This window comes from Kitasatospora sp. SolWspMP-SS2h, assembly GCF_003259315.1.
GTDB classification, from domain to species: domain Bacteria; phylum Actinomycetota; class Actinomycetes; order Streptomycetales; family Streptomycetaceae; genus Kitasatospora; species Kitasatospora fiedleri.
Window position 1 is genome coordinate 24,804 of record NZ_QLLT01000014.1, and the last position, 18,104, is coordinate 42,907.

The 18,104-nt window shown below is 71.7% G+C and carries 16 protein-coding genes; all 16 read right to left on the bottom strand.

Annotated features, from left to right (window positions below):
* Window positions 1–136: 136 nt before the first annotated feature.
* The 16 genes from K353_RS18470 to K353_RS18545 all read right to left on the bottom strand — a co-directional run bounded on the left by K353_RS18470 (window position 137) and on the right by K353_RS18545 (window position 18,017).
* Window positions 137–721 (bottom strand): Uma2 family endonuclease, encoded by a 585-nt coding sequence (locus K353_RS18470; RefSeq protein WP_111554723.1) that lies wholly within the window; start codon window positions 719–721, stop codon window positions 137–139.
* 143 nt (window positions 722–864) lie between these two features.
* Entirely contained in the window at window positions 865–2,502 is a 1,638-nt protein-coding gene (nuoN, locus tag K353_RS18475; protein WP_111554724.1) for an NADH-quinone oxidoreductase subunit NuoN, read from the bottom strand.
* A complete protein-coding gene (locus K353_RS18480) occupies window positions 2,499–4,112 on the bottom strand; it encodes an NADH-quinone oxidoreductase subunit M (protein WP_111554725.1) in 1,614 nt (537 codons plus the stop codon). The genes nuoN and K353_RS18480 overlap by 4 nt, the downstream gene beginning before the upstream one ends.
* Window positions 4,112–6,010 carry an NADH-quinone oxidoreductase subunit L gene (nuoL, locus tag K353_RS18485; protein ID WP_111554726.1) on the bottom strand — a complete coding sequence of 633 codons (1,899 nt, stop codon included), beginning with the start codon at window positions 6,008–6,010 and terminating at the stop codon, window positions 4,112–4,114. Before nuoL ends, K353_RS18480 begins: the two co-directional genes overlap by 1 nt.
* 17 nt (window positions 6,011–6,027) lie before the next feature.
* Window positions 6,028–6,327 carry an NADH-quinone oxidoreductase subunit NuoK gene (gene nuoK / locus K353_RS18490; RefSeq protein ID WP_100836724.1) on the bottom strand — a complete coding sequence of 100 codons (300 nt, stop codon included), beginning with the start codon at window positions 6,325–6,327 and terminating at the stop codon, window positions 6,028–6,030.
* Entirely contained in the window at window positions 6,324–7,187 is an 864-nt protein-coding gene (locus K353_RS18495) for an NADH-quinone oxidoreductase subunit J (RefSeq protein ID WP_111554727.1), read from the bottom strand. Before K353_RS18495 ends, nuoK begins: the two co-directional genes overlap by 4 nt.
* Entirely contained in the window at window positions 7,184–7,774 is a 591-nt protein-coding gene (gene nuoI / locus K353_RS18500) for an NADH-quinone oxidoreductase subunit NuoI (protein ID WP_111554728.1), read from the bottom strand. Before nuoI ends, K353_RS18495 begins: the two co-directional genes overlap by 4 nt.
* 7 nt (window positions 7,775–7,781) lie before the next feature.
* On the bottom strand, window positions 7,782–9,131 hold the full coding sequence (gene nuoH / locus K353_RS18505) for an NADH-quinone oxidoreductase subunit NuoH (protein WP_111554729.1): 1,350 nt from the start codon (window positions 9,129–9,131) through the stop codon (window positions 7,782–7,784).
* The gene (locus tag K353_RS18510; protein WP_111554730.1) at window positions 9,128–11,569 is read right to left on the bottom strand and encodes an NADH-quinone oxidoreductase subunit G; all 2,442 of its coding nucleotides are present in this window, start codon (window positions 11,567–11,569) and stop codon (window positions 9,128–9,130) included. Before K353_RS18510 ends, nuoH begins: the two co-directional genes overlap by 4 nt.
* On the bottom strand, window positions 11,566–12,924 hold the full coding sequence (nuoF, locus tag K353_RS18515; protein ID WP_111554731.1) for an NADH-quinone oxidoreductase subunit NuoF: 1,359 nt from the start codon (window positions 12,922–12,924) through the stop codon (window positions 11,566–11,568). Before nuoF ends, K353_RS18510 begins: the two co-directional genes overlap by 4 nt.
* Window positions 12,924–13,643: an NADH-quinone oxidoreductase subunit NuoE gene (nuoE, locus tag K353_RS18520; protein WP_111554848.1), complete on the bottom strand. Its 720-nt coding sequence runs from the start codon at window positions 13,641–13,643 to the stop codon at window positions 12,924–12,926. Before nuoE ends, nuoF begins: the two co-directional genes overlap by 1 nt.
* A gap of 17 nt (window positions 13,644–13,660) precedes the next feature.
* Complete coding sequence (locus K353_RS18525; protein ID WP_100836730.1) at window positions 13,661–14,989, bottom strand: NADH-quinone oxidoreductase subunit D; 1,329 nt, start codon at window positions 14,987–14,989, stop codon at window positions 13,661–13,663.
* Complete coding sequence (locus K353_RS18530; RefSeq protein WP_111554732.1) at window positions 14,989–15,711, bottom strand: NADH-quinone oxidoreductase subunit C; 723 nt, start codon at window positions 15,709–15,711, stop codon at window positions 14,989–14,991. The genes K353_RS18525 and K353_RS18530 overlap by 1 nt, the downstream gene beginning before the upstream one ends.
* Window positions 15,708–16,262, bottom strand: a complete 555-nt coding sequence (locus K353_RS18535; protein ID WP_030459087.1) for an NADH-quinone oxidoreductase subunit B family protein — start codon at window positions 16,260–16,262, stop codon at window positions 15,708–15,710. Before K353_RS18535 ends, K353_RS18530 begins: the two co-directional genes overlap by 4 nt.
* A 65-nt stretch (window positions 16,263–16,327) precedes the next feature.
* Window positions 16,328–16,687, bottom strand: coding sequence for an NADH-quinone oxidoreductase subunit A (locus K353_RS18540; protein WP_014137597.1), 360 nt, complete (start codon window positions 16,685–16,687; stop codon window positions 16,328–16,330).
* 415 nt (window positions 16,688–17,102) lie between these two features.
* On the bottom strand, window positions 17,103–18,017 hold the full coding sequence (locus K353_RS18545; RefSeq protein WP_111554733.1) for a DMT family transporter: 915 nt from the start codon (window positions 18,015–18,017) through the stop codon (window positions 17,103–17,105).
* Between the last annotated feature and the right edge of the window lie 87 nt (window positions 18,018–18,104).

The window sequence follows — 18,104 nt, forward strand, 5'->3', positions numbered from 1 at the left end:
CCCTGGTCGATCCAGCGGGCCGGTCCCTCAGCGCCGCCGATGCACATACGAAGCAGCGTATCCGGTCCGGAGTGGATCACTGCACGGGCATGGGCCCGACTCCTCCGGTGGCGGGGGGCGGCAGGGAGGGCGTCGGTCAGCGCGGGACGATCCGGGTCAGGTCCACCTCGACGGGGTACGGCAGGAGGGTGCGCAGCGTGCCGTGGTGGACGGCCGTGCCGGGTGCCGGGGCGTACACGCCGGTCTCCGCGTCCAGGTGGAACTCGTAGACCACGGGGAGGCCGTCCTCGCCGCGCTCGACCCGCCAGAAGAACGGCACGCCCGCCTCGGCGTACATGCCGGGCTTGCGGAACCGGTCGTCGCTGCGCGAGCCGTGCGAGACCACCTCGACGGCGAGGGCCACGGCGGTGGCCGGGACGCACTCCGTGGTGAAGAAGTCGAGCCCGGTGCGGTCGAAGACGATCACGTCGGGCTTGGGCACGTTGTAGGGGTCGACCAGCACGCAACGCTCGGCGGCAGCCTGGTGCGGGTCCCGCCGGGCGCTGCGGAGTGCGAAGTACAGCTCGTCGCGCACGGTGTCGTGCCACAGATTGGTCATGCCGCGAACCACGATCGCCCCATCCACCAACTCGAACTCGAAGGGCAGATCGAGGTCCTTGACCTGGTCGTAGGTCCAGCCTCCCGAGGGCGGGGACGTCCAGTCGATCGGTTCGGCAGTCATGGCCACCTCCTGCACCCAGTGTAGGAGCCGAGCCTACGGGTGGCGACGAGTGGCGGAACGCTTCACCGGCGTGCCGTTCACCCCCCGAACAGCCGTCCGGCCCCCGCTCCGGTGGGGGCCGGGGCCGGGGCCGCGGGGGCGGGTCAGCGGACGAACAGCGAGGCCTTAGAGGCCAGGTCGAGGAAGTACTGCGGGAGCAGGCCGAGACCGAGGGTGACCAGGACGCCGACGCCGATGGCGGTGGCGGTGAGCGGGCTGGGCACGGCGACGGCGGGGCCGGAGGGCTGCGGGTCGGAGAAGAACATCAACACGATGACCCGGATGTAGAAGAACGCGGCGACCGCGGAGGAGAGCACGCCGACGATGACCAGCGGGGTGGCCCCGCCCTCGGCCGCGGCCTGGAAGACCGCGAACTTGCCGGTGAAGCCGGAGGTCAGCGGGATGCCCGCGAAGGCCAGCAGGAACAGCGCGAACACCGCGGCCAGCAGCGGCGAGCGGCGGCCCAGCCCGGCCCAGCTGGACAGGTGGGTGGCCTCGCCCTTGGAGTCGCGCACCAGGGTGGTCACGGCGAACGCGCCGAGCGTCACGAAGGAGTACGCCAGCAGGTAGAAGAGGACCGCCGAGACGCCGCGCCGGTCGGTGGCGATCAGGCCGGTGAGGATGAACCCGGCGTGCGCGACCGAGGAGTAGGCGAGCAGCCGCTTGACGTCCTGCTGGGTGACGGCGAGGACCGCGCCGACCACCATGGTGAGGATCGCCACGCCCCACATGACCGGCCGCCAGTCCCAGCGCAGGCCGGGGAAGGCGACGTAGAACAGCCGCAGCAGGGCGCCGAACGCGGCGGTCTTGGTGGCGGCCGCCATGAACCCGGTGACGGGCGTCGGGGCGCCCTGGTAGACGTCCGGCGTCCAGGAGTGGAAGGGCACCGCGCCGACCTTGAACAGCAGGCCGACGGCCAGCATGGCCAGGCCGATCAGCAGCAGCGCGTCGTTCTGGGTGGTGACGGCCAGCGCCGGGGTGACCGGGGCGACGCCGGAGACCGCGTCGGCGATCTCGCCGAGCTGGACCGAGCCCGCGTAGCCGTACAGCAGGGCGGTGCCGAACAGGAAGAACGCCGAGGCGAACGCGCCGAGCAGGAAGTACTTGACGGCCGCCTCCTGGGAGATCAGCCGGCGGCGGCGGGCGAGCGCGCACATCAGGTACAGCGGGAGGGAGAGCACCTCCAGCGCCACGAACATGGTCAGCAGGTCGTTGGCGGCCGGGAAGAGCAGCATGCCGCCGACCGCGAACAGGGTGAGCGGGTAGATCTCGGTGGTGCGCAGGCCCTCGCGGGTGGCGTCGCGCTCCTGCTCGCCGCCGGGGACGGCCGCGGCCTGGGCGGCGAACGCGTCGACCCGGTGGCCGTTGATCCGCGGCTCCAGCCGGCCCTCGGCGTAGGTGAGCACGGTCAGCACCGCGGTCAGCAGGATCACGCCCTGGAGGAACAGCGCGGGGCCGTCGATGGCGACCGCGCCCATCGCCAGCAGCCCGGCCTTGGTCGTGGCGTGGCCCTGCGCGGCGAGCACCACCACGGCGGCGAAGGCACCGCCGAGGCCGAGCAGCGAGACGCCCAGCTGGGCGGTGGCGCGCAGCCGTCGGGGCAGGAACGCCTCGACCAGGACGCCCAGCACCGCGGCGCCGAAGACCACCAGCATCGGGGAGAGCTGGCCGTACTCGATGTGCGGGGCGGGGATGCTCGGGCTGTTGCCGCCGGCGGCGGCCAGCGCGTGGACGGGGTTCACTCCTGCTCACCTCCGTTGGTGGCGGCGACCGGGTGGGCCGGCGCGGGGTCGGTGCGGTGGACCTGGCTGAGGGTGTCGTTCACGGACGGGCCGACCAGGTCGGTGAGCGGCTTCGGGTAGACCCCCAGCAGCAGGGTCAGCGCCACCAGCGGCGCGACGACGGCGAGTTCGCGGACCTTGAGGTCCTTGACGCCCTCGACGCCGGCCTTCACCGGGCCGGTCATGGTGCGCTGGTACAGCAGCAGGGCGTACAGCGCGGCCAGCACGATGCCGAAGGTGGCGACGACGCCGAGCGCCGGGTAGCGGCTGAAGGTGCCGACCAGGACGAGGAACTCGCTGACGAACGGAGCCATGCCGGGCAGCGACAGGGTGGCCAGGCCGCCGATCAGGAAGGTGCCGGCCAGCACCGGGGCGACCTTCTGCACGCCGCCGTAGTCGGCGATCAGGCGGGAGCCGCGGCGGGAGATCAGGAAGCCGGCCACCAGCATCCACGCGGCGGTGGAGATGCCGTGGTTGACCATGTAGAGCGTCGCGCCGGACTGGCCCTGGCTGGTCATCGCGAAGACGCCCAGGATGATGAACCCGAAGTGCGAGATGGACGCGTAGGCGACCAGCCGCTTGATGTCCTTCTGGCCGATCGCGACCAGCGCGCCGTAGACGATGCCGATCAGCGCCAGCACCATGATCACCGGGGCGAAGGTCTTCGACGCGTCCGGGAAGAGGCCCAGGCAGAAGCGCAGCATCGCGAAGGTGCCGACCTTGTCGACCACCGCGGTGATCAGCACGGCCGTCCCGGCGGTGGACTCGCCCATCGCGTTCGGCAGCCAGGTGTGCAGCGGCCACATCGGGGCCTTCACCGCGAAGGCGAAGAAGAAGCCGAGGAACAGCGCCCGCTGCGCGTTCGGGTCGATGACCAGCTTGCCGGAGGAGATCGCGTCGGTCAGCGCGGTCAGGCTGAACGTCGCCTGGCCCTGGTTCCCGGCCGCCACGTACAGGCCGATCACGGCGGCCAGCATGACCAGGCCGCCGAGCAGGTTGTACAGCAGGAACTTGACGGCGGCGTAGGAGCGCTGGCGGTCCGAGTCGGGGCCGCCGGCCCGGTCGCCGAAGCCGCCGATCAGGAAGTACATCGGGATCAGCATGGCTTCGAAGAACACGTAGAACACGAAGACGTCGGTGGCCAGGAAGGACACCAGCACCATCGCCTCGACGGCCAGGATCAGCGCGAAGAACGCCTGGGTGCGCCGCTTGGACTCGAACGAGCCCTCGGGGACGGCGGGGTCGGCGTCGTGCCAGCCGGCCAGCATCACCAGCGGCACCAGGACGGCGGTGAGCAGCGCCAGCGCGGTGCCGATGCCGTCCGCGCCCAGCGAGAAGCTGATCCCGAAGGAGCGGATCCAGGAGTGGGATTCGGTCAACTGGTAGCGGGCGCCGCCGGGTTCGTAGCAGGCGGCGATCGCGGCGGCCAGGCCGAGGGTGACGGCGGAGACCGCCAGCGCGACGGTCTTGGTGGTGCGCCGCCGGGCCTCGCTGGTCCCGGCCGGGAGGGCGGCGGTGAGCACCGCTCCGGCGGCCGGGACGGCACAGGTGGCGGAGAGGAGGTAGCTCATCAGACCGACCTCATCAGGAGAGTGGAGGCGACCAGCACCAGCGTGCCGCCGAACATGGAGAGCGCGTACGTGCGGACGTAGCCGGTCTGGATGCGGCGCAGCCGGCCGGAGAGTCCGCCGATCGCGGCGGCCAGGCCGTTGACGAGGCCGTCCAGGCCCCGGCTGTCGAACCAGACCAGGGTGGCGGCCAGTGCCGAGCCGGGGCGGACCAGGACGGCGTGGTTGAAGTCGTCCTGGAGCAGGTCGCGGCGGGCGGCCCGGGTGAGCGGGGAGCCGATCGGGGCCGTGACCGGGACGGGGCCGCGGCCGTACATCTGCCAGGCCAGGCCCGCGCCGGCCAGCATGCAGACGGTGGCGATCAGGCTGACCGCGAGCGGGGACAGCGGCGAGTCGCCCTCGGCGTGGCCGGTGACCGGCTCCAGCCAGTGCAGGAAGGAGCTGCCGAAGGCGAACAGGCCGCCGGCGAAGACCGAGCCGAAGGCCAGCACGACCATCGGGACGGTCATGGTCCTCGGGGACTCGTGCGGGTGCGGCGGTTCGCCGGTCTCGGGGTCCGGCTGCCAGCGCTGCTCGCCGAAGAAGGTCAGCACCATCACCCGGGTCATGTAGAACGCGGTGACCGCGGCGCCGAGCAGGGCGCACAGGCCGAGGATCCAGCCCTCGGTGCCGCCCCTGGCGAACGCCGCCTCGATGATCTTGTCCTTGGAGAAGAAGCCGGACAGGCCCGGGAAGCCGATGATCGCCAGGTAGCCGAGGCCGAAGGTGACGAAGGTGACCGGCATGTGCTTGCGCAGGCCGCCGTAGTGCCGCATGTTCACCTCGTCGTTCATGCCGTGCATGACCGACCCGGCGCCGAGGAACATCCCGGCCTTGAAGAAGCCGTGGGTGACCAGGTGCATGATGGCGAAGGCGTAGCCGATCGGGCCCAGGCCGGCCGCCATGACCATGTAGCCGATCTGCGACATGGTCGACCCGGCGAGGGCCTTCTTGATGTCGTCCTTGGCGCAACCGACGATCGCACCGAACAGCAGCGTCACCGTGCCGACCACCACCACGGCGGTCCGGGCGTCCGGCGCCAGGTCGAAGATGGCCCCGGAGCGGACGATCAGGTAGACGCCGGCGGTGACCATGGTGGCCGCGTGGATCAGCGCGGAGACCGGGGTCGGGCCCTCCATCGCGTCGCCCAGCCAGGACTGCAGCGGCACCTGGGCGGACTTGCCGCAGGCCGCCAGCAGCAGCATCAGCGCGATCGCGGTGAGTTTGCCCTCGCTCGCGTCGCCCGCGGTGGCGAACACCGGCCGGAAGGCGAACGAGCCGAACTCGACGAACATCAGCATGATCGCGATGGACAGGCCCATGTCGCCGACCCGGTTGACGATGAACGCCTTCTTGGCGGCCGTCGCGGCGCTCGGCTTGTGCTGCCAGAACCCGATCAGCAGGTAGGACGCCAGTCCGACGCCCTCCCAACCGACGTACAGCAGCAGGTAGTTGTCGGCCAGCACCAGCACCAGCATGGCGGCCAGGAAGAGGTTCAGGTAGGCGAAGAAGCGGCGGCGGCGCTCGTCGTGCGCCATGTAGCCCACCGAGTACAGGTGGATCAGGGTGCCGACGCCGGTGATCAGCAGGACGAAGGTGACCGAGAGTTGGTCGAGCTGGAAGGAGACGTCGGCCTGGAAGCCGCCGACCGGGATCCAGCTGAACAGCCGCTCGGTGACGGCGCGGTGCTCGGCGTCCCGGCCGAGCATGTCCGCGAACAGGGCCAGTCCGAAGGCGAAGGAGAGCGCGGCCAGCAGGGTCGCGATCCAGTGCCCGGACCGGTCCAGGGCCCGTCCGCCGAGCAGCAGCAGGGCAGCACCGGCCAGCGGCGCCGCGATCAGCAGCGGAATGAGAGAGTTCACTGTGAAGGGCCCTCCGCCTACAGCTTCATCAGGTTGCTGTCGTCGACCGAAGCGGAGTGCCTGGTCCGGAAGATCGAGACGATGATGGCGAGGCCGACCACGACCTCGGCCGCCGCGACCACCATGGTGAAGAACGCGATGATCTGGCCGTCCAGGTTGCCGTGCATCCGGGAGAAGGTGACCAGCGCCAGGTTCGAGGCGTTCAGCATCAGCTCCACGCACATGAACAGCACGATCGCGTTGCGCCGCAGCAGCACCCCGGAGGCGCCGATGGTGAACAGCAGCGCGGCGAGGTACAGGTAGTTGGCCGGGTTCACTCCGCCTCCTCCTTGGTCGGGGCCGGCGTCGGGGTCGGCACGGTCTCCAGCGCCTGGCGCGGCCCGGACACCCGGGGGCGGGCGGAGGACGGGCGGCCCAGCCAGTCGGCCGTGGTCTCCTCCAGCTCGGCCATCCGCCGGAGCATCTCCTGGCTGACGTCGCGGACCTGGCCGCGCTCGCGCAGGGTGCCCATCACCGAGTCCTCGGCGACGGTGCCGTCCGGCAGCAGCGCCGGGACGTCCACCGCGTTGTGCCGGGCGTACACGCCGGGGGCGGGCAGCGGCGGCACCTGGATGTTGTCGCTGACCCGCCGGGCGGCCAGCTGGCGCTGGGTCAGCGGGGCGCGGACCTTCTCGCGGTGGGTCAGCACCATCGCGCCGACCGCCGCGGTGATCAGCAGCGCGCCGGTCACCTCGAACGCCCAGACGTACTTGGTGAAGATCAGCCGGGCCAGGCCCTGCACGTTGCCCTCGGCGTTCGCCCCGGACAGGCCGGTGAAGTCGCGCAGGTGGGCGTTGGCCAGCCCGGCGATCAGCAGCACGCCGAAGCCCAGGCCGCAGAGCACCGCGGCGATCCGCTGGCCCTTCAGCTGCTCCTTGAGCGAGTCCGCCGAGGAGACGCCGACCAGCATCACCACGAACAGGAACAGCATCATGATCGCGCCGGTGTAGACCACGATCTGCACCACGCCGAGGAAGACCGCGCCCTGCGCCATGTAGCAGACCGCCAGCGCGAGCATGGTGGCCGCCAGGCAGAGCGCCGAGTGCACGGCCTTCCGCAGCAGCAGCATGCCGAGCGCCCCGCCGACCGCGACCACGGCCAGCACCCAGAACTGCACGGCCTCGCCGGTGGAGGTCATGACCGCTCCTCCTTCTCGCGCTCGTGCCGCTCCTGCCGGACGGTGCCGGGCGCCGCGCCGGTGACCTCGCCCCGGTAGTACGCGCCCTCGTCGGCGCCCGGGAAGATCGCGTGCGGGGCGTCGACCATGCCCTCGGTCAGCCCGACCAGCAGCTGCTCCTTGGTGAAGATCAGGTCCTGCCGGGAGGAGTCCGCGAGCTCGTACTCGTTGGTCATGGTCAGCGCCCGGGTCGGACACGCCTCGATGCACAGCCCGCACAGGATGCAGCGGGCGTAGTTGATCTGGTAGACCGCGCCGTAGCGCTCGCCGGGCGAGTAGCGCTCCTCGTCCCGGTTGTCGGCGCCCTCGACGTAGATGGCGTCGGCCGGGCAGGCCCAGGCGCACAGCTCGCAGCCGACGCACTTCTCCAGGCCGTCCGGGTGCCGGTTCAGCTGGTGGCGGCCGTGGAAGCGCGGAGCGGTGGGCTTCTTGTACTCCGGGTACTGCTCGGTGAGCCGCTTCTTGAACATGGCCTTGAAGGTCACGCCGAAGCCGGCGGCCGGCCCGAGGACCGACTTCTCTGAGGTCTCGGAGGACTCGTCAGACATTCTCGGATCAGCTCCCTTCGGAATGGTCGGCCCCGTTGAGGGCGTCCTGGAGTTGCGGGGCCCGGCGGCGGCGGCGCGGGACGGGCGGCAGTTCCTGCCCGGGCAGCGGCGGTACGGGGTAGCCCCCGGCCATCGGGTCGAACACCGGCTCGGCGGCGGGCGGTTCGGCGGGCTTCTTGCGCAGCAGGTCGACCACCAGCGCGGCCAGCAGGACCACCGCCAGCGGCGCGCCCACGTACAGCACCACCTTGGCGAAGTCGTAGCCCTCGTTGCGCAGCGCCCGCACGGTGGCGACCATCACCAGCCAGACCAGCGAGACCGGGATGAGCACCTTCCAGCCGAGCTTCATGAACTGGTCGTAGCGCAGCCGGGGCAGGGTGCCGCGCAGCCAGATGAAGAAGAACAGCAGCAGCTGGATCTTCAGCACGATCCAGAGCATCGGCCACCAGCCGTGGTTGGCGCCCGCCCAGAAGGTCGAGATCGGCCACGGGGCGCGCCAGCCGCCCAGGAACAGGGTGGAGGCGACCGCCGAGACGGTGACCATGTTGACGTACTCGGCCAGCATGAACATCGCGAACTTCAGCGAGGAGTACTCGGTGTTGAAGCCGCCGACCAGCTCGCCCTCGGCCTCCGGGAGGTCGAACGGCGCCCGGTTGGTCTCGCCGACCATCGCGATGACGTACACGATGAACGACACCGGCAGCAGCACCGCGAACCAGGTCGGCTGCTGCGAGGAGACGATCTCCGAGGTGGACATCGAGCCCGAGTAGATGAACACCGCCGCGAACGACAGGCCCATCGCGATCTCGTAGCTGATCATCTGGGCGGAGGAGCGGATGCCGCCGAGCAGCGGGTACGTCGAGCCGGACGACCAGCCCGCCAGCACGATGCCGTAGATGCCCACCGAGGCGGTGGCCAGGATGTACAGCAGCGCGATCGGCAGGTCGGTCAGCTGGAGCGGCGTCCGGGTGCCGAAGATCGACACCTGGTTGTCGGCCGGGCCGAACGGGATCACCGCGAACGCCATGAACGCGGGGATCGCCGCCACCACCGGCGCCAGCACGTAGACCGCCTTGTCGGCGCCCTTGACCACCAGATCTTCCTTGAGCGCCAGCTTCACGCCGTCGGCCAGCGACTGCAGCAGGCCCCACGGGCCGTGCCGGTTCGGGCCGATCCGCAGCTGCATCCAGGCGACGACCTTGCGCTCCCAGACGATGGCGATCAGCACCGTCAGCACCAGGAACGCGAAGCAGAACACCGCCTTCAGCAGCACCAGCCACCACGGGTCGCGGCCGAAGAAGCCGAGCGTGTCGGCGGCGGCCAGGGGAGTGGCCAAGGGGGCAGCGAGGGGGCTCATGATTCCTCCGCCGGGGCGATGGTGACCAGGTGGCCGACCGTGGTGCCGAGCGCGCGGTACGCGCCGCCGTCCGGCGTCGAGTTGAGCGGCAGCCAGACCGTGCGGTCCGGCATCGCGTCGGTGATCTCCAGCGGCAGGGTCAGCGACCCGGCCGGTCCGGTGACCCGCAGCGCGCCGCGCGCGCCGACCTCGGCGGCGGTGGCCGCGGACAGCCGGGCCACCGCCGGGTGCCGGGTGCCGGCCAGGTGGGTGTCGCCGTCCTGCAGCGAGCCGTGGTCCAGCAGCATCCGGTGCCCGGCCAGCACGGCCTGCCCGGTGGCCGGGCGGGGCAGCGCGGCGGGGTGCGCGGCGGGCGCGGCCGGGCGGGCGCCCTGCCACGGGGTGAAGCGGTCCAGCTCCAGCCGGGCCGCCCGGACGTCGGGCAGGCCGATCGGCCGGTCCAGCGCGTCCGCGAGCATGTTCAGCACCCGGACGTCGGCGTGCAGGTGGCCGCGCATCAACTGGTCCGGCTTGAGCGCCGGTTCGAACATCCGGACCCGGCCCTCCCAGTCCAGGAAGGTGCCGGCCTTCTCGGCGACCGCCGCGACCGGCAGCACCACGTCGGCGTACGCGGTGACCGCGGACGGGCGCAGCTCCAGCGAGAGCACGAACTCGACCTGCGAGAGGGCCTGTTCGGCGAGCGCCGGGTCCGGCAGGTCGTCCAGGCCGACCCCGCCGACCACCAGCGCGTCCAGCTCGCCCGTGGCGGCGGCGGCCAGGATCTCGCCGGTGTCGCGGCCGGGGCCGGCCGGCAGCTCGGCGACGCCCCAGTGCGCGGCGGCCTCGGCGCGGGCGGCGGGCACCGCGACGGCCCGGCCGCCGGGCAGCAGCCCGGGCAGCGCGCCCGCCTCGACGGCGCCGCGCTCACCGGCCCGGCGCGGCACCCAGGCGAGCCCCGCCCCGGTGGCGTGCGCCAGGCGCAGCGCGGCGGTCAGGCCGCCGGCGGTCTGCGCGAGCCGCTCGCCGACCAGCACGACGGCGCCCGGGGAGCGCAGCGCGTCCGCGCAGCGTCCGGCGTCGTCGGCGAGCACCTCGTCGCCGGCCAGCGCCGCCAGCCACTCGACCTCGGTGCCGGGGGCGGCGGGCAGCAGCGCGCCGTGCAGCTTGGCCAGGCCGCGGGAGGCGTGCGAGGCGATCGAGAACACCCGCAGCCCGGACGCCCGGTTGGCCTTGCGCAGCCGCAGGAAGACGATCGGCGCCTCCTCCTCGGCCTCCAGCCCGACCAGCAGCACGGCCGGTGCGGCCTCCAGGTCGCGGTAGGCGACGGAAGGGCCGTCCAGGTCGACGCCCGTCCCGGCGACCGCGGCGGCCAGGAAGTCGGCCTCCTCGGCGCTGTGCGGCCGGGCCCGGAAGTCGACGTCGTTGGTGCCGAGCGCGACGCGGGCGAACTTGCCGTAGCCGTACGCGTCCTCGACCGTCACCCGGCCGCCCGCGAGCACCGCGGCGCGCGCCCCGCGCAGCCCCTCGGCGGCCCGGGCCAGCGCCTCCGGCCAGGACGCGGCGACGAGTTCGCCGTCCCGGCGGACCAGCGGGGTGGTGAGGCGGTCGCGCTGCTGGGCGTAGCGGAACGCGAACCGGCCCTTGTCGCAGTTCCACTCCTCGTTGACCTCCGGCTCGTTGCCGGCCAGGCGCCGCAGCACCTTGCCGCGCCGGTGGTCGGTGCGCTGCCCGCAGCCCGCCGAGCAGTGCTCGCACACCGACGGGGAGGAGACCAGGTCGAACGGGCGGGAGCGGAACCGGTAGGCGGCGGAGGTGAGCGCGCCGACCGGGCAGATCTGGATGGTGTTGCCGGAGAAGTACGAGTCCAGCGGCTGGTCGACGCCGGTGCCGACCTGCTGGAGCGCGCCGCGCTCCACCAGGTCGATGAACGGGTCGCCGGCGATCTGCTGCGAGAAGCGGGTGCAGCGGGCGCACAGCACGCAGCGCTCGCGGTCCAGCAGCACCTGGGTGGAGAGCGGGACCGGCTTCTCGTACGTCCGCTTGACGCCCTCGAACCGGGAGTCGGGGTCGCCGGTGGACATCGCCTGGTTCTGCAGCGGGCACTCGCCGCCCTTGTCGCAGACCGGGCAGTCCAGCGGGTGGTTGATCAGCAGCAGTTCCATCACGCCGCGCTGCGCCTTCTCGGCGACCGGCGAGGACAGCTGGGTGCGCACCACCATGCCCTCGGCGACCGGGATGGTGCAGGAGGCGACCGGCTTGCGCTGCCCCTCGACCTCCACGATGCACTGGCGGCACGCCCCGGCGGGGTCGAGCAGCGGGTGGTCGCAGAAGCGCGGGACCTGGGTGCCGATCTGCTCGGCGGCGCGGATCACCAGCGTGCCCTTGGGGACGCTGACCTCGGTGCCGTCGATGGTGAGCGTGACCAGCTCGGTCTGGGTGGAAGGCTCCGTGACCGTCACGCGTGCACCTCCCTCTCGGTGGCGGACTCGTGGGCGGGGGCCCGGCCGGCCCAGACGGTGGAGGCCGCCGGGTCGAACGGGCAGCGGTGCTCGTCGATGTGCTGCTGGTACTCGGCGCGGAAGTGCTGGAGCGAGGAGACAATCGGGCTGGCCGCGCCGTCGCCCAGCGCGCAGAACGACTTGCCGTTGATGTTGTCGGCGATGTCCAGCAGCTTCTCCAGGTCGCCGGCCGCGCCCTGCCCGGCCTCGATCCGCTTGAGCAGCTGGACCAGCCAGTAGGTGCCCTCGCGGCACGGGGTGCACTTGCCGCAGGACTCGTGGGCGTAGAACTCGGTCCACCGGGTGACGGCCCGCACCACGCAGGTGGTCTCGTCGAAGACCTGGAGCGCCTTGGTGCCGAGCATCGAGCCGGCCGCGCCGACGCCCTCGTAGTCCAGCGGGACGTCCAGGTGCTCCTCGGTGAACATGGGGGTCGAGGAGCCGCCCGGGGTCCAGAACTTGAGCCGGTGCCCGGCCCGGACGCCGCCGGAGACGTCCAGCAGCTGGCGCAGCGTGATGCCGAGCGGCGCCTCGTACTGGCCGGGGTTGGTGACGTGCCCGGAGAGCGAGTACAGCGTGAAGCCGGGCGACTTCTCGGTGCCCAGCGACGTGAACCAGTCCTTGCCGCGGGCCAGGATCGGCGGCACCGAGGCGATCGACTCGACGTTGTTCACCACCGTCGGGCAGGCGTACAGGCCGGCGATCGCCGGGAACGGCGGGCGCAGCCGGGGCTGGCCGCGGCGGCCCTCCAGCGAGTCGAGCAGCGCGGTCTCCTCGCCGCAGATGTACGCGCCGGCGCCGGCGTGGACGGTGATGTCCAGGTCGATGCCGGAGCCCTGGACGTCCTTGCCGAGGTAGCCGGCCTCGTACGCCTCGGCGACGGCCGCCTGGAGGCGGCGCAGCACCGGGACGACCTCGCCGCGCAGGTAGACGAAGGCGTGCTCGCAGCGGATCGCGTACGAGGCGATGACCATGCCCTCGATCAGCGCGTGCGGGTTGGCGAAGAGCAGCGGGATGTCCTTGCAGGTGCCCGGCTCGGACTCGTCGGCGTTGACCACCAGGTAGTGCGGCTTGCCGTCGTTCTGCGGGATGAACTGCCACTTCATGCCGGTGGGGAAGCCCGCGCCGCCGCGGCCGCGCAGGCCGGCGTCCTTGACCAGGGCGATCACGTCGTCCGGGGGCATCGCGAGGGCGGCGGCCAGGCCGTCGTAGCCGCCGTGGCGGCGGTAGGTCTCCAGCGTCCAGGGGCGCTGGTCGTCCCAGGACGCGGAGAGGACCGGGGAGAGGAGCTTCTCGGCCGGCTCGGCGGAGGTCATCACGCTTCCGTCCCTTCGTGCCGCGGGGAGACCACCTTGGCGCCCGGGGTGCCGGGCAGCGCCTCGCCCCGGGCCAGCCGCAGGCCGGCCAGCGAGGGCGCGCCGCCGGCCCCGGACTCGTCGACCGCGCCGGGGCGCTCGTCGGCGAAGCCGGCCAGGATGCGCGAGGTCTGCTTGAACGAGCAGAGCTTGGCGCCGCGGGTGGGCGCCACCTCCTGCCCGGCGCGCAGCTGGTCGACCAGCTGCTTGGCGCTCTCCGGCGTCTGGTTGTCGAAGAACTCCCAGTTGACCATCACCACGGGGGCGTAGTCGCAGGCCGCGTTGCACTCGATCCGCTCGATCGAGACCGAACCGTCTTCGGTGGTGCGGTTGTTGGCGATCCCGAGGTGCTCGGAGAGCTCGTCGAAGATCTGGTCGCCGCCGAGCACCGCGCACAGCGTGTTGGTGCACACGCCGACGTGGTACTCGCCGGCCGGGCGCCGCCGGTACATGGTGTAGAAGGTGGCGACCGCGGTGACCTCGGCGGTGGTCAGGTCCAACTGCTCGGCGCAGAACCGGATGCCGGTCGGCGTGACGCAGCCGTCCTCGGCCTGCACCAGGTGCAGCAGCGGCAGCAGCGCCGAGCGGGACTGCGGGTAGCGGGAGATCAACTCCCGGGCGTCGGCGGCGAGTCGCTGCTCGACCTCCGGCGGGTAGGGCTTGGCCGGCAGCGCCGGCAGGCCGAGTTCTGTGCTGCTCACCGGTCCACGCCTCCCATCACCGGGTCGATCCCGGCCACCGCCACGATCACGTCGGCCAGCGGGCCGCCCTCGCACATCGCGGCCATCGTCTGCAGGTTGGTGAACGACGGGTCGCGGAAGTGCACCCGGTAGGGCCGGGTGCCGCCGTCGCTGACCACGTGCACGCCGAGTTCGCCCTTGGGCGACTCCACCGCGGCGTAGGCCTGGCCGACCGGGACCTTGAAACCCTCGGTGACCAGCTTGAAGTGGTGGATCAGGGCCTCCATCGAGGTGCCCATGATCTTCCGGATGTGGTCCAGCGAGTTGCCCATGCCGTCGGGGCCGACGGCCAGCTGGGACGGCCAGGCGATCTTCTTGTCGGCCACCATGACCGGCCCGGGGGCCAGCCGCTCCAGGCACTGCTCGACGATCCGCAGCGACTGCCGCATCTCCTCCAGCCGGATCAGGAACCGCCCGTAGGAGTCCGCGGTGTCGGCGACCGCGACGTCGAAGTCGTAGGTCTCGTAGCCGCAGTACGGGTCGGACTTGCGCAGGTCGTGCGGCAGCCCGGTGGCCCGCAGGATCGGGCCGGTGGCGCCGAGCGCCAGGCAGCCGGGCAGGTCGAGGAAGCCGACGTCGACCAGCCGGGCCTTGAACACCGGGTTGTCGGTGGCCAGCTTGTCGTACTCGTGCATCCGCGAGCGCAGCAGGTTGACGCCCTCGCGGATCTTGTCGACCGCGCCGGGCGGCAGGTCCTGGGCCAGGCCGCCGGGGCGGACGTAGGCGTGGTTCATCCGCAGGCCGGTGACCAGCTCGAAGATGTCCAGGACGACCTCGCGGTCCCGGAAGCCGTAGATCATCAGGGTGGTGGAGCCGATCTCCATGCCGCCGGTGGCCAGCGCCACCAGGTGCGAGGAGATCCGGTTGAGCTCCATCATCAGCACCCGGATCACGGTGGCCCGCTCGGGCACGTCGGCGGTGATCCCGAGCAGCTTCTCCACGGCCAGGCAGTAGGCGGTCTCGTTGTACAGCGGGGTGAGGTAGTCCATCCGCGTCACGAACGTGGTGCCCTGCACCCAGTTGCGGAACTCCATGTTCTTCTCGATGCCGGTGTGCAGGTAGCCGATGCCGCAGCGGGCCTCGGTGACCGTCTCGCCGTCGATCTCCAGGATCAGCCGCAGCACGCCGTGGGTGGACGGGTGCTGCGGGCCCATGTTGACGATGATCCGCTCGTCGTCGGCGCCGGCCACCGCCTCGGCGACCTCGCCCCAGTCGCCGCCGGTGACGGTGAACACCCGTCCCTCGGTGGTCTCCCGGGCGCCTGCTTCGTAGTGGGTGCTGCTCATCAGCTGTACGACCTCCGCTGGTCGGGAGCCGGGATCTGGGCGCCCTTGTACTCGACGGGGATGCCGCCGAGCGGGTAGTCCTTGCGCTGCGGGTGGCCCAGCCAGTCGTCCGGCATCATGATCCGGGTGAGCGCCGGGTGGCCCTCGAAGACCAGGCCGAAGAAGTCGTAGGTCTCCCGCTCGTGCCAGTCGTTGGTCGGGTAGACGCTCACCACGGACGGGAGGCGCGGGTCCGCGTCGGGCGCGGTGACCTCCAGCCGGATCAGCCGGGTGTGGGTGATCGAGCGCAGGTGGTAGACGGCGTGCAGCTCCCGGCCCTTGTCCTGCGGGTAGTGCACGCCGCTGACGCCCAGGCACAGCTCGAAGCGGAGCGCCGGGTCGTCGCGCAGGATGCGCACCGACTTCAGCAGGTGCTCGCGCTCGATGTGGAAGGTCAGTTCGCCGCGGTCGACGATGGTCTTCCCGATCACGTCGGCGACGTCGAGGCCCTGCTCCTCCAGCGCGCCCTCGAACTCGTCGGCCACCTCGTCGAACCAGCCGCCGTAGGGGCGCTCGCTGGCGCCGGGCAGCACGATCGGGGCGTCCAGGCCGCCGAAGCCGGAGGTGTCGCCGGTGCCGCGGGCGCCGAACATGCCCTGCCGGCGGCCGACCACCTCGACCGGGATCTCCCGCCGGGTCGCCGGCACCTCGGGCGCCTGCTCCGGCTTGTCGGAGTCGCTCATCGCAGCAGCCCCCGCATCTCGCTGGTCGGGACGGCCTGCAGCGCGAGGCGCTCGGCCTCCTCCTCGGCCCGGCGGCGGTTCACGCCGAGCTTCTCGTGCTGGATCTTCTCGTGCAGCTTGACGATCGCGTCCAGCAGCATCTCCGGGCGGGGCGGGCAGCCCGGCAGGTAGATGTCCACCGGGACGATGTGGTCGACGCCCTGGACGATCGCGTAGTTGTTGAACATGCCGCCCGAGGAGGCGCACACGCCCATCGAGATGACCCACTTCGGGTTCGGCATCTGGTCGTAGACCTGCCGCAGCACCGGCGCCATCTTCTGGCTCACCCGGCCCGCCACGATCATCAGGTCGGCCTGCCGGGGCGAGCCCCGGAAGACCTCCATGCCGAACCGGGCCAGGTCGTAGCGGCCCGCGCCGGTGGTCATCATCTCGATCGCGCAGCAGGCCAGACCGAAGGTCGCCGGGAAGACCGAAGCCTTCCGCACCCAGCCCGCGGCGGCCTCCACGCTGGTGAGCAGGAAGCCGCTCGGCAGCTTCTCCTCGATACCCATCAGTTCCCTCTCAATGCCTTCGAGTCCGTTGGCTTGTCCGCCCGTTCACAGCCGGCGGCCGGCGGTCAGTCCCACTCCAGGCCGCCGCGGCGCCAGACGTAGGCGTAGGCGACGAACACGGTGGCGATGAACAGGAGCATCTCGACCAGCCCGAAGATCCCCAGGGCGTCGAAGCTGACCGCCCACGGGTAGAGGAAGACGATCTCGATGTCGAAGACGATGAAGAGCATCGCCGTCAGGTAGTACTTGATCGGGAACCGCCCGCCGCCCACCGGCTGCGGGGTCGGTTCGATACCGCACTCGTACGCCTCCAACTTGGCCCGGTTGTAGCGCTTCGGGCCGGTGAGCGAGGCCATCACGACGGAGCCGACCGCGAACGCCGCCGCGATGGCACCGAGTACGAGGATCGGCGCGTAGGCATTCATAGCCCCCGCTCCCTCCGTCCAGTCGTCCTTGACTGCAGATCGGAACCACCAGGTCACCGATGGTGAAATGATGATCCACTTCGTGGGATCCGGCTCCATGTGAGGCAGTTCACAAAGCCGGGTTGGAGCGCATCCTATGCCTGTCCGCTTGTGATCTGCGACACGCAGTTCCCGATGATCTTTGTGATCTTCGCCACCAGACGAAGGCCCGCGAAGGCGGATCGATCACCACCGCTCCACCCGATGTGGGCGATTTGCCACATACAGTCGCAATCCAATGGGAAACGACCGCCGTTCGGCCACGCCCTATATCAATTCTGCGGCGGCCAAGGCAAATTTCGGAGTGATCCGGTTGACGTGATAGGGGGACTCACCCTGGCGGTGGACCCGGCGCGGCAGCCGCTTGACCCTTCGTTCACAAGCTCCCGGGGGCACCCGGCGCCCGCCGCCGCCCCCACTCGGTGCCCACCAGCACCGCCACCGCCCCCAGCAGCGCGAGCGGCCCCGGCCGGTCCCCCGCCAGCAGCACCCCGCACAGCGCCGCCCACAGCGGCTCGGTGCCCAGCAGCAGGCTCACCCGGGACGGCGAGGTCGCCCGCACCGCCCACAGCTGCACGAAGAACGCGAACAGCGTGCACAGCAGCGACAGGTACAGCAGCAGACCCCAGCGGGCCGCGTCCAGGGACCCCGCCACGCTCAGCGGCGACGGGCCGGCGAACGGCGACGCCAGCACGAACACCGCTGTGGCGAAGGCCAGTTGGACCCAGGTCAGGGCCAGCGCGTCCACCCCGCGCACCGCCCGCAGCCGGGCCGTCGCCAGCACGTTCACCGTCCGCGCCCCCGCCGCCCCCAGCACCAGCAGGTCGCCCGCCGACGGCGCCCGCAGCCCGCCGTCCCCGGTCAGCAGCGCCACCCCCAGCACCGACAGGGCCGCCGCCGCCAGGAACGCCCCCGACGGCGCGCTGCGCCGCAGCGCCGCCTCCGCCAGCGGCGTGAACACCATCGTCAGACTGATCACCAACCCCGCGTTGGTCGCCGAGGTGTGCACCGCCCCGTACGTCTCCAGCAGGAACACCGCCCCCAGCACCACCCCCAGCAGCGCCCCGCCGGCCCACTGCGCCGCCGACAGCCCGCGCAGCCGCCGCCACGCCACCGCCCCCAGCACCGGCAGCACCAGCCCGAACCGCAGCACCAGCACCGCCACCACCGTCTCCGGCCCGGCCACCCGCTTCACCACCAGGAAGCTGGACCCCCACACCACCGCCACCGCCACCAGCGGCAGGTCCCGCGCGAACCGCGGACGGACGGGTTCGATCGACACGACGGCCACGGCACGGCTCCCGGAAGGGTCGACGGGGGCCCGTGCGGCATCGGACGGGACAGAACCGCCACTGTCCCGCACGCAGGGGGCGACGGA

What these genes read in the sequence shown, in the direction of transcription:
- K353_RS18470 (WP_111554723.1), bottom strand. Translation starts at nt 721, where the DNA reads ATGACTGCCGAACCGATCGACTGGACGTCCCCGCCCTCGGGAGGCTGG.
- K353_RS18480 (WP_111554725.1), bottom strand. Translation starts at nt 4,112, where the DNA reads ATGAGCTACCTCCTCTCCGCCACCTGTGCCGTCCCGGCCGCCGGAGCG.
- K353_RS18495 (WP_111554727.1), bottom strand. Translation starts at nt 7,187, where the DNA reads ATGACCTCCACCGGCGAGGCCGTGCAGTTCTGGGTGCTGGCCGTGGTC.
- nuoI (WP_111554728.1), bottom strand. Translation starts at nt 7,774, where the DNA reads ATGTCTGACGAGTCCTCCGAGACCTCAGAGAAGTCGGTCCTCGGGCCG.
- nuoH (WP_111554729.1), bottom strand. Translation starts at nt 9,131, where the DNA reads ATGAGCCCCCTCGCTGCCCCCTTGGCCACTCCCCTGGCCGCCGCCGAC.
- nuoF (WP_111554731.1), bottom strand. Translation starts at nt 12,924, where the DNA reads ATGACCTCCGCCGAGCCGGCCGAGAAGCTCCTCTCCCCGGTCCTCTCC.
- K353_RS18525 (WP_100836730.1), bottom strand. Translation starts at nt 14,989, where the DNA reads ATGAGCAGCACCCACTACGAAGCAGGCGCCCGGGAGACCACCGAGGGA.
- K353_RS18530 (WP_111554732.1), bottom strand. Translation starts at nt 15,711, where the DNA reads ATGAGCGACTCCGACAAGCCGGAGCAGGCGCCCGAGGTGCCGGCGACC.
- K353_RS18535 (WP_030459087.1), bottom strand. Translation starts at nt 16,262, where the DNA reads ATGGGTATCGAGGAGAAGCTGCCGAGCGGCTTCCTGCTCACCAGCGTG.
- K353_RS18540 (WP_014137597.1), bottom strand. Translation starts at nt 16,687, where the DNA reads ATGAATGCCTACGCGCCGATCCTCGTACTCGGTGCCATCGCGGCGGCG.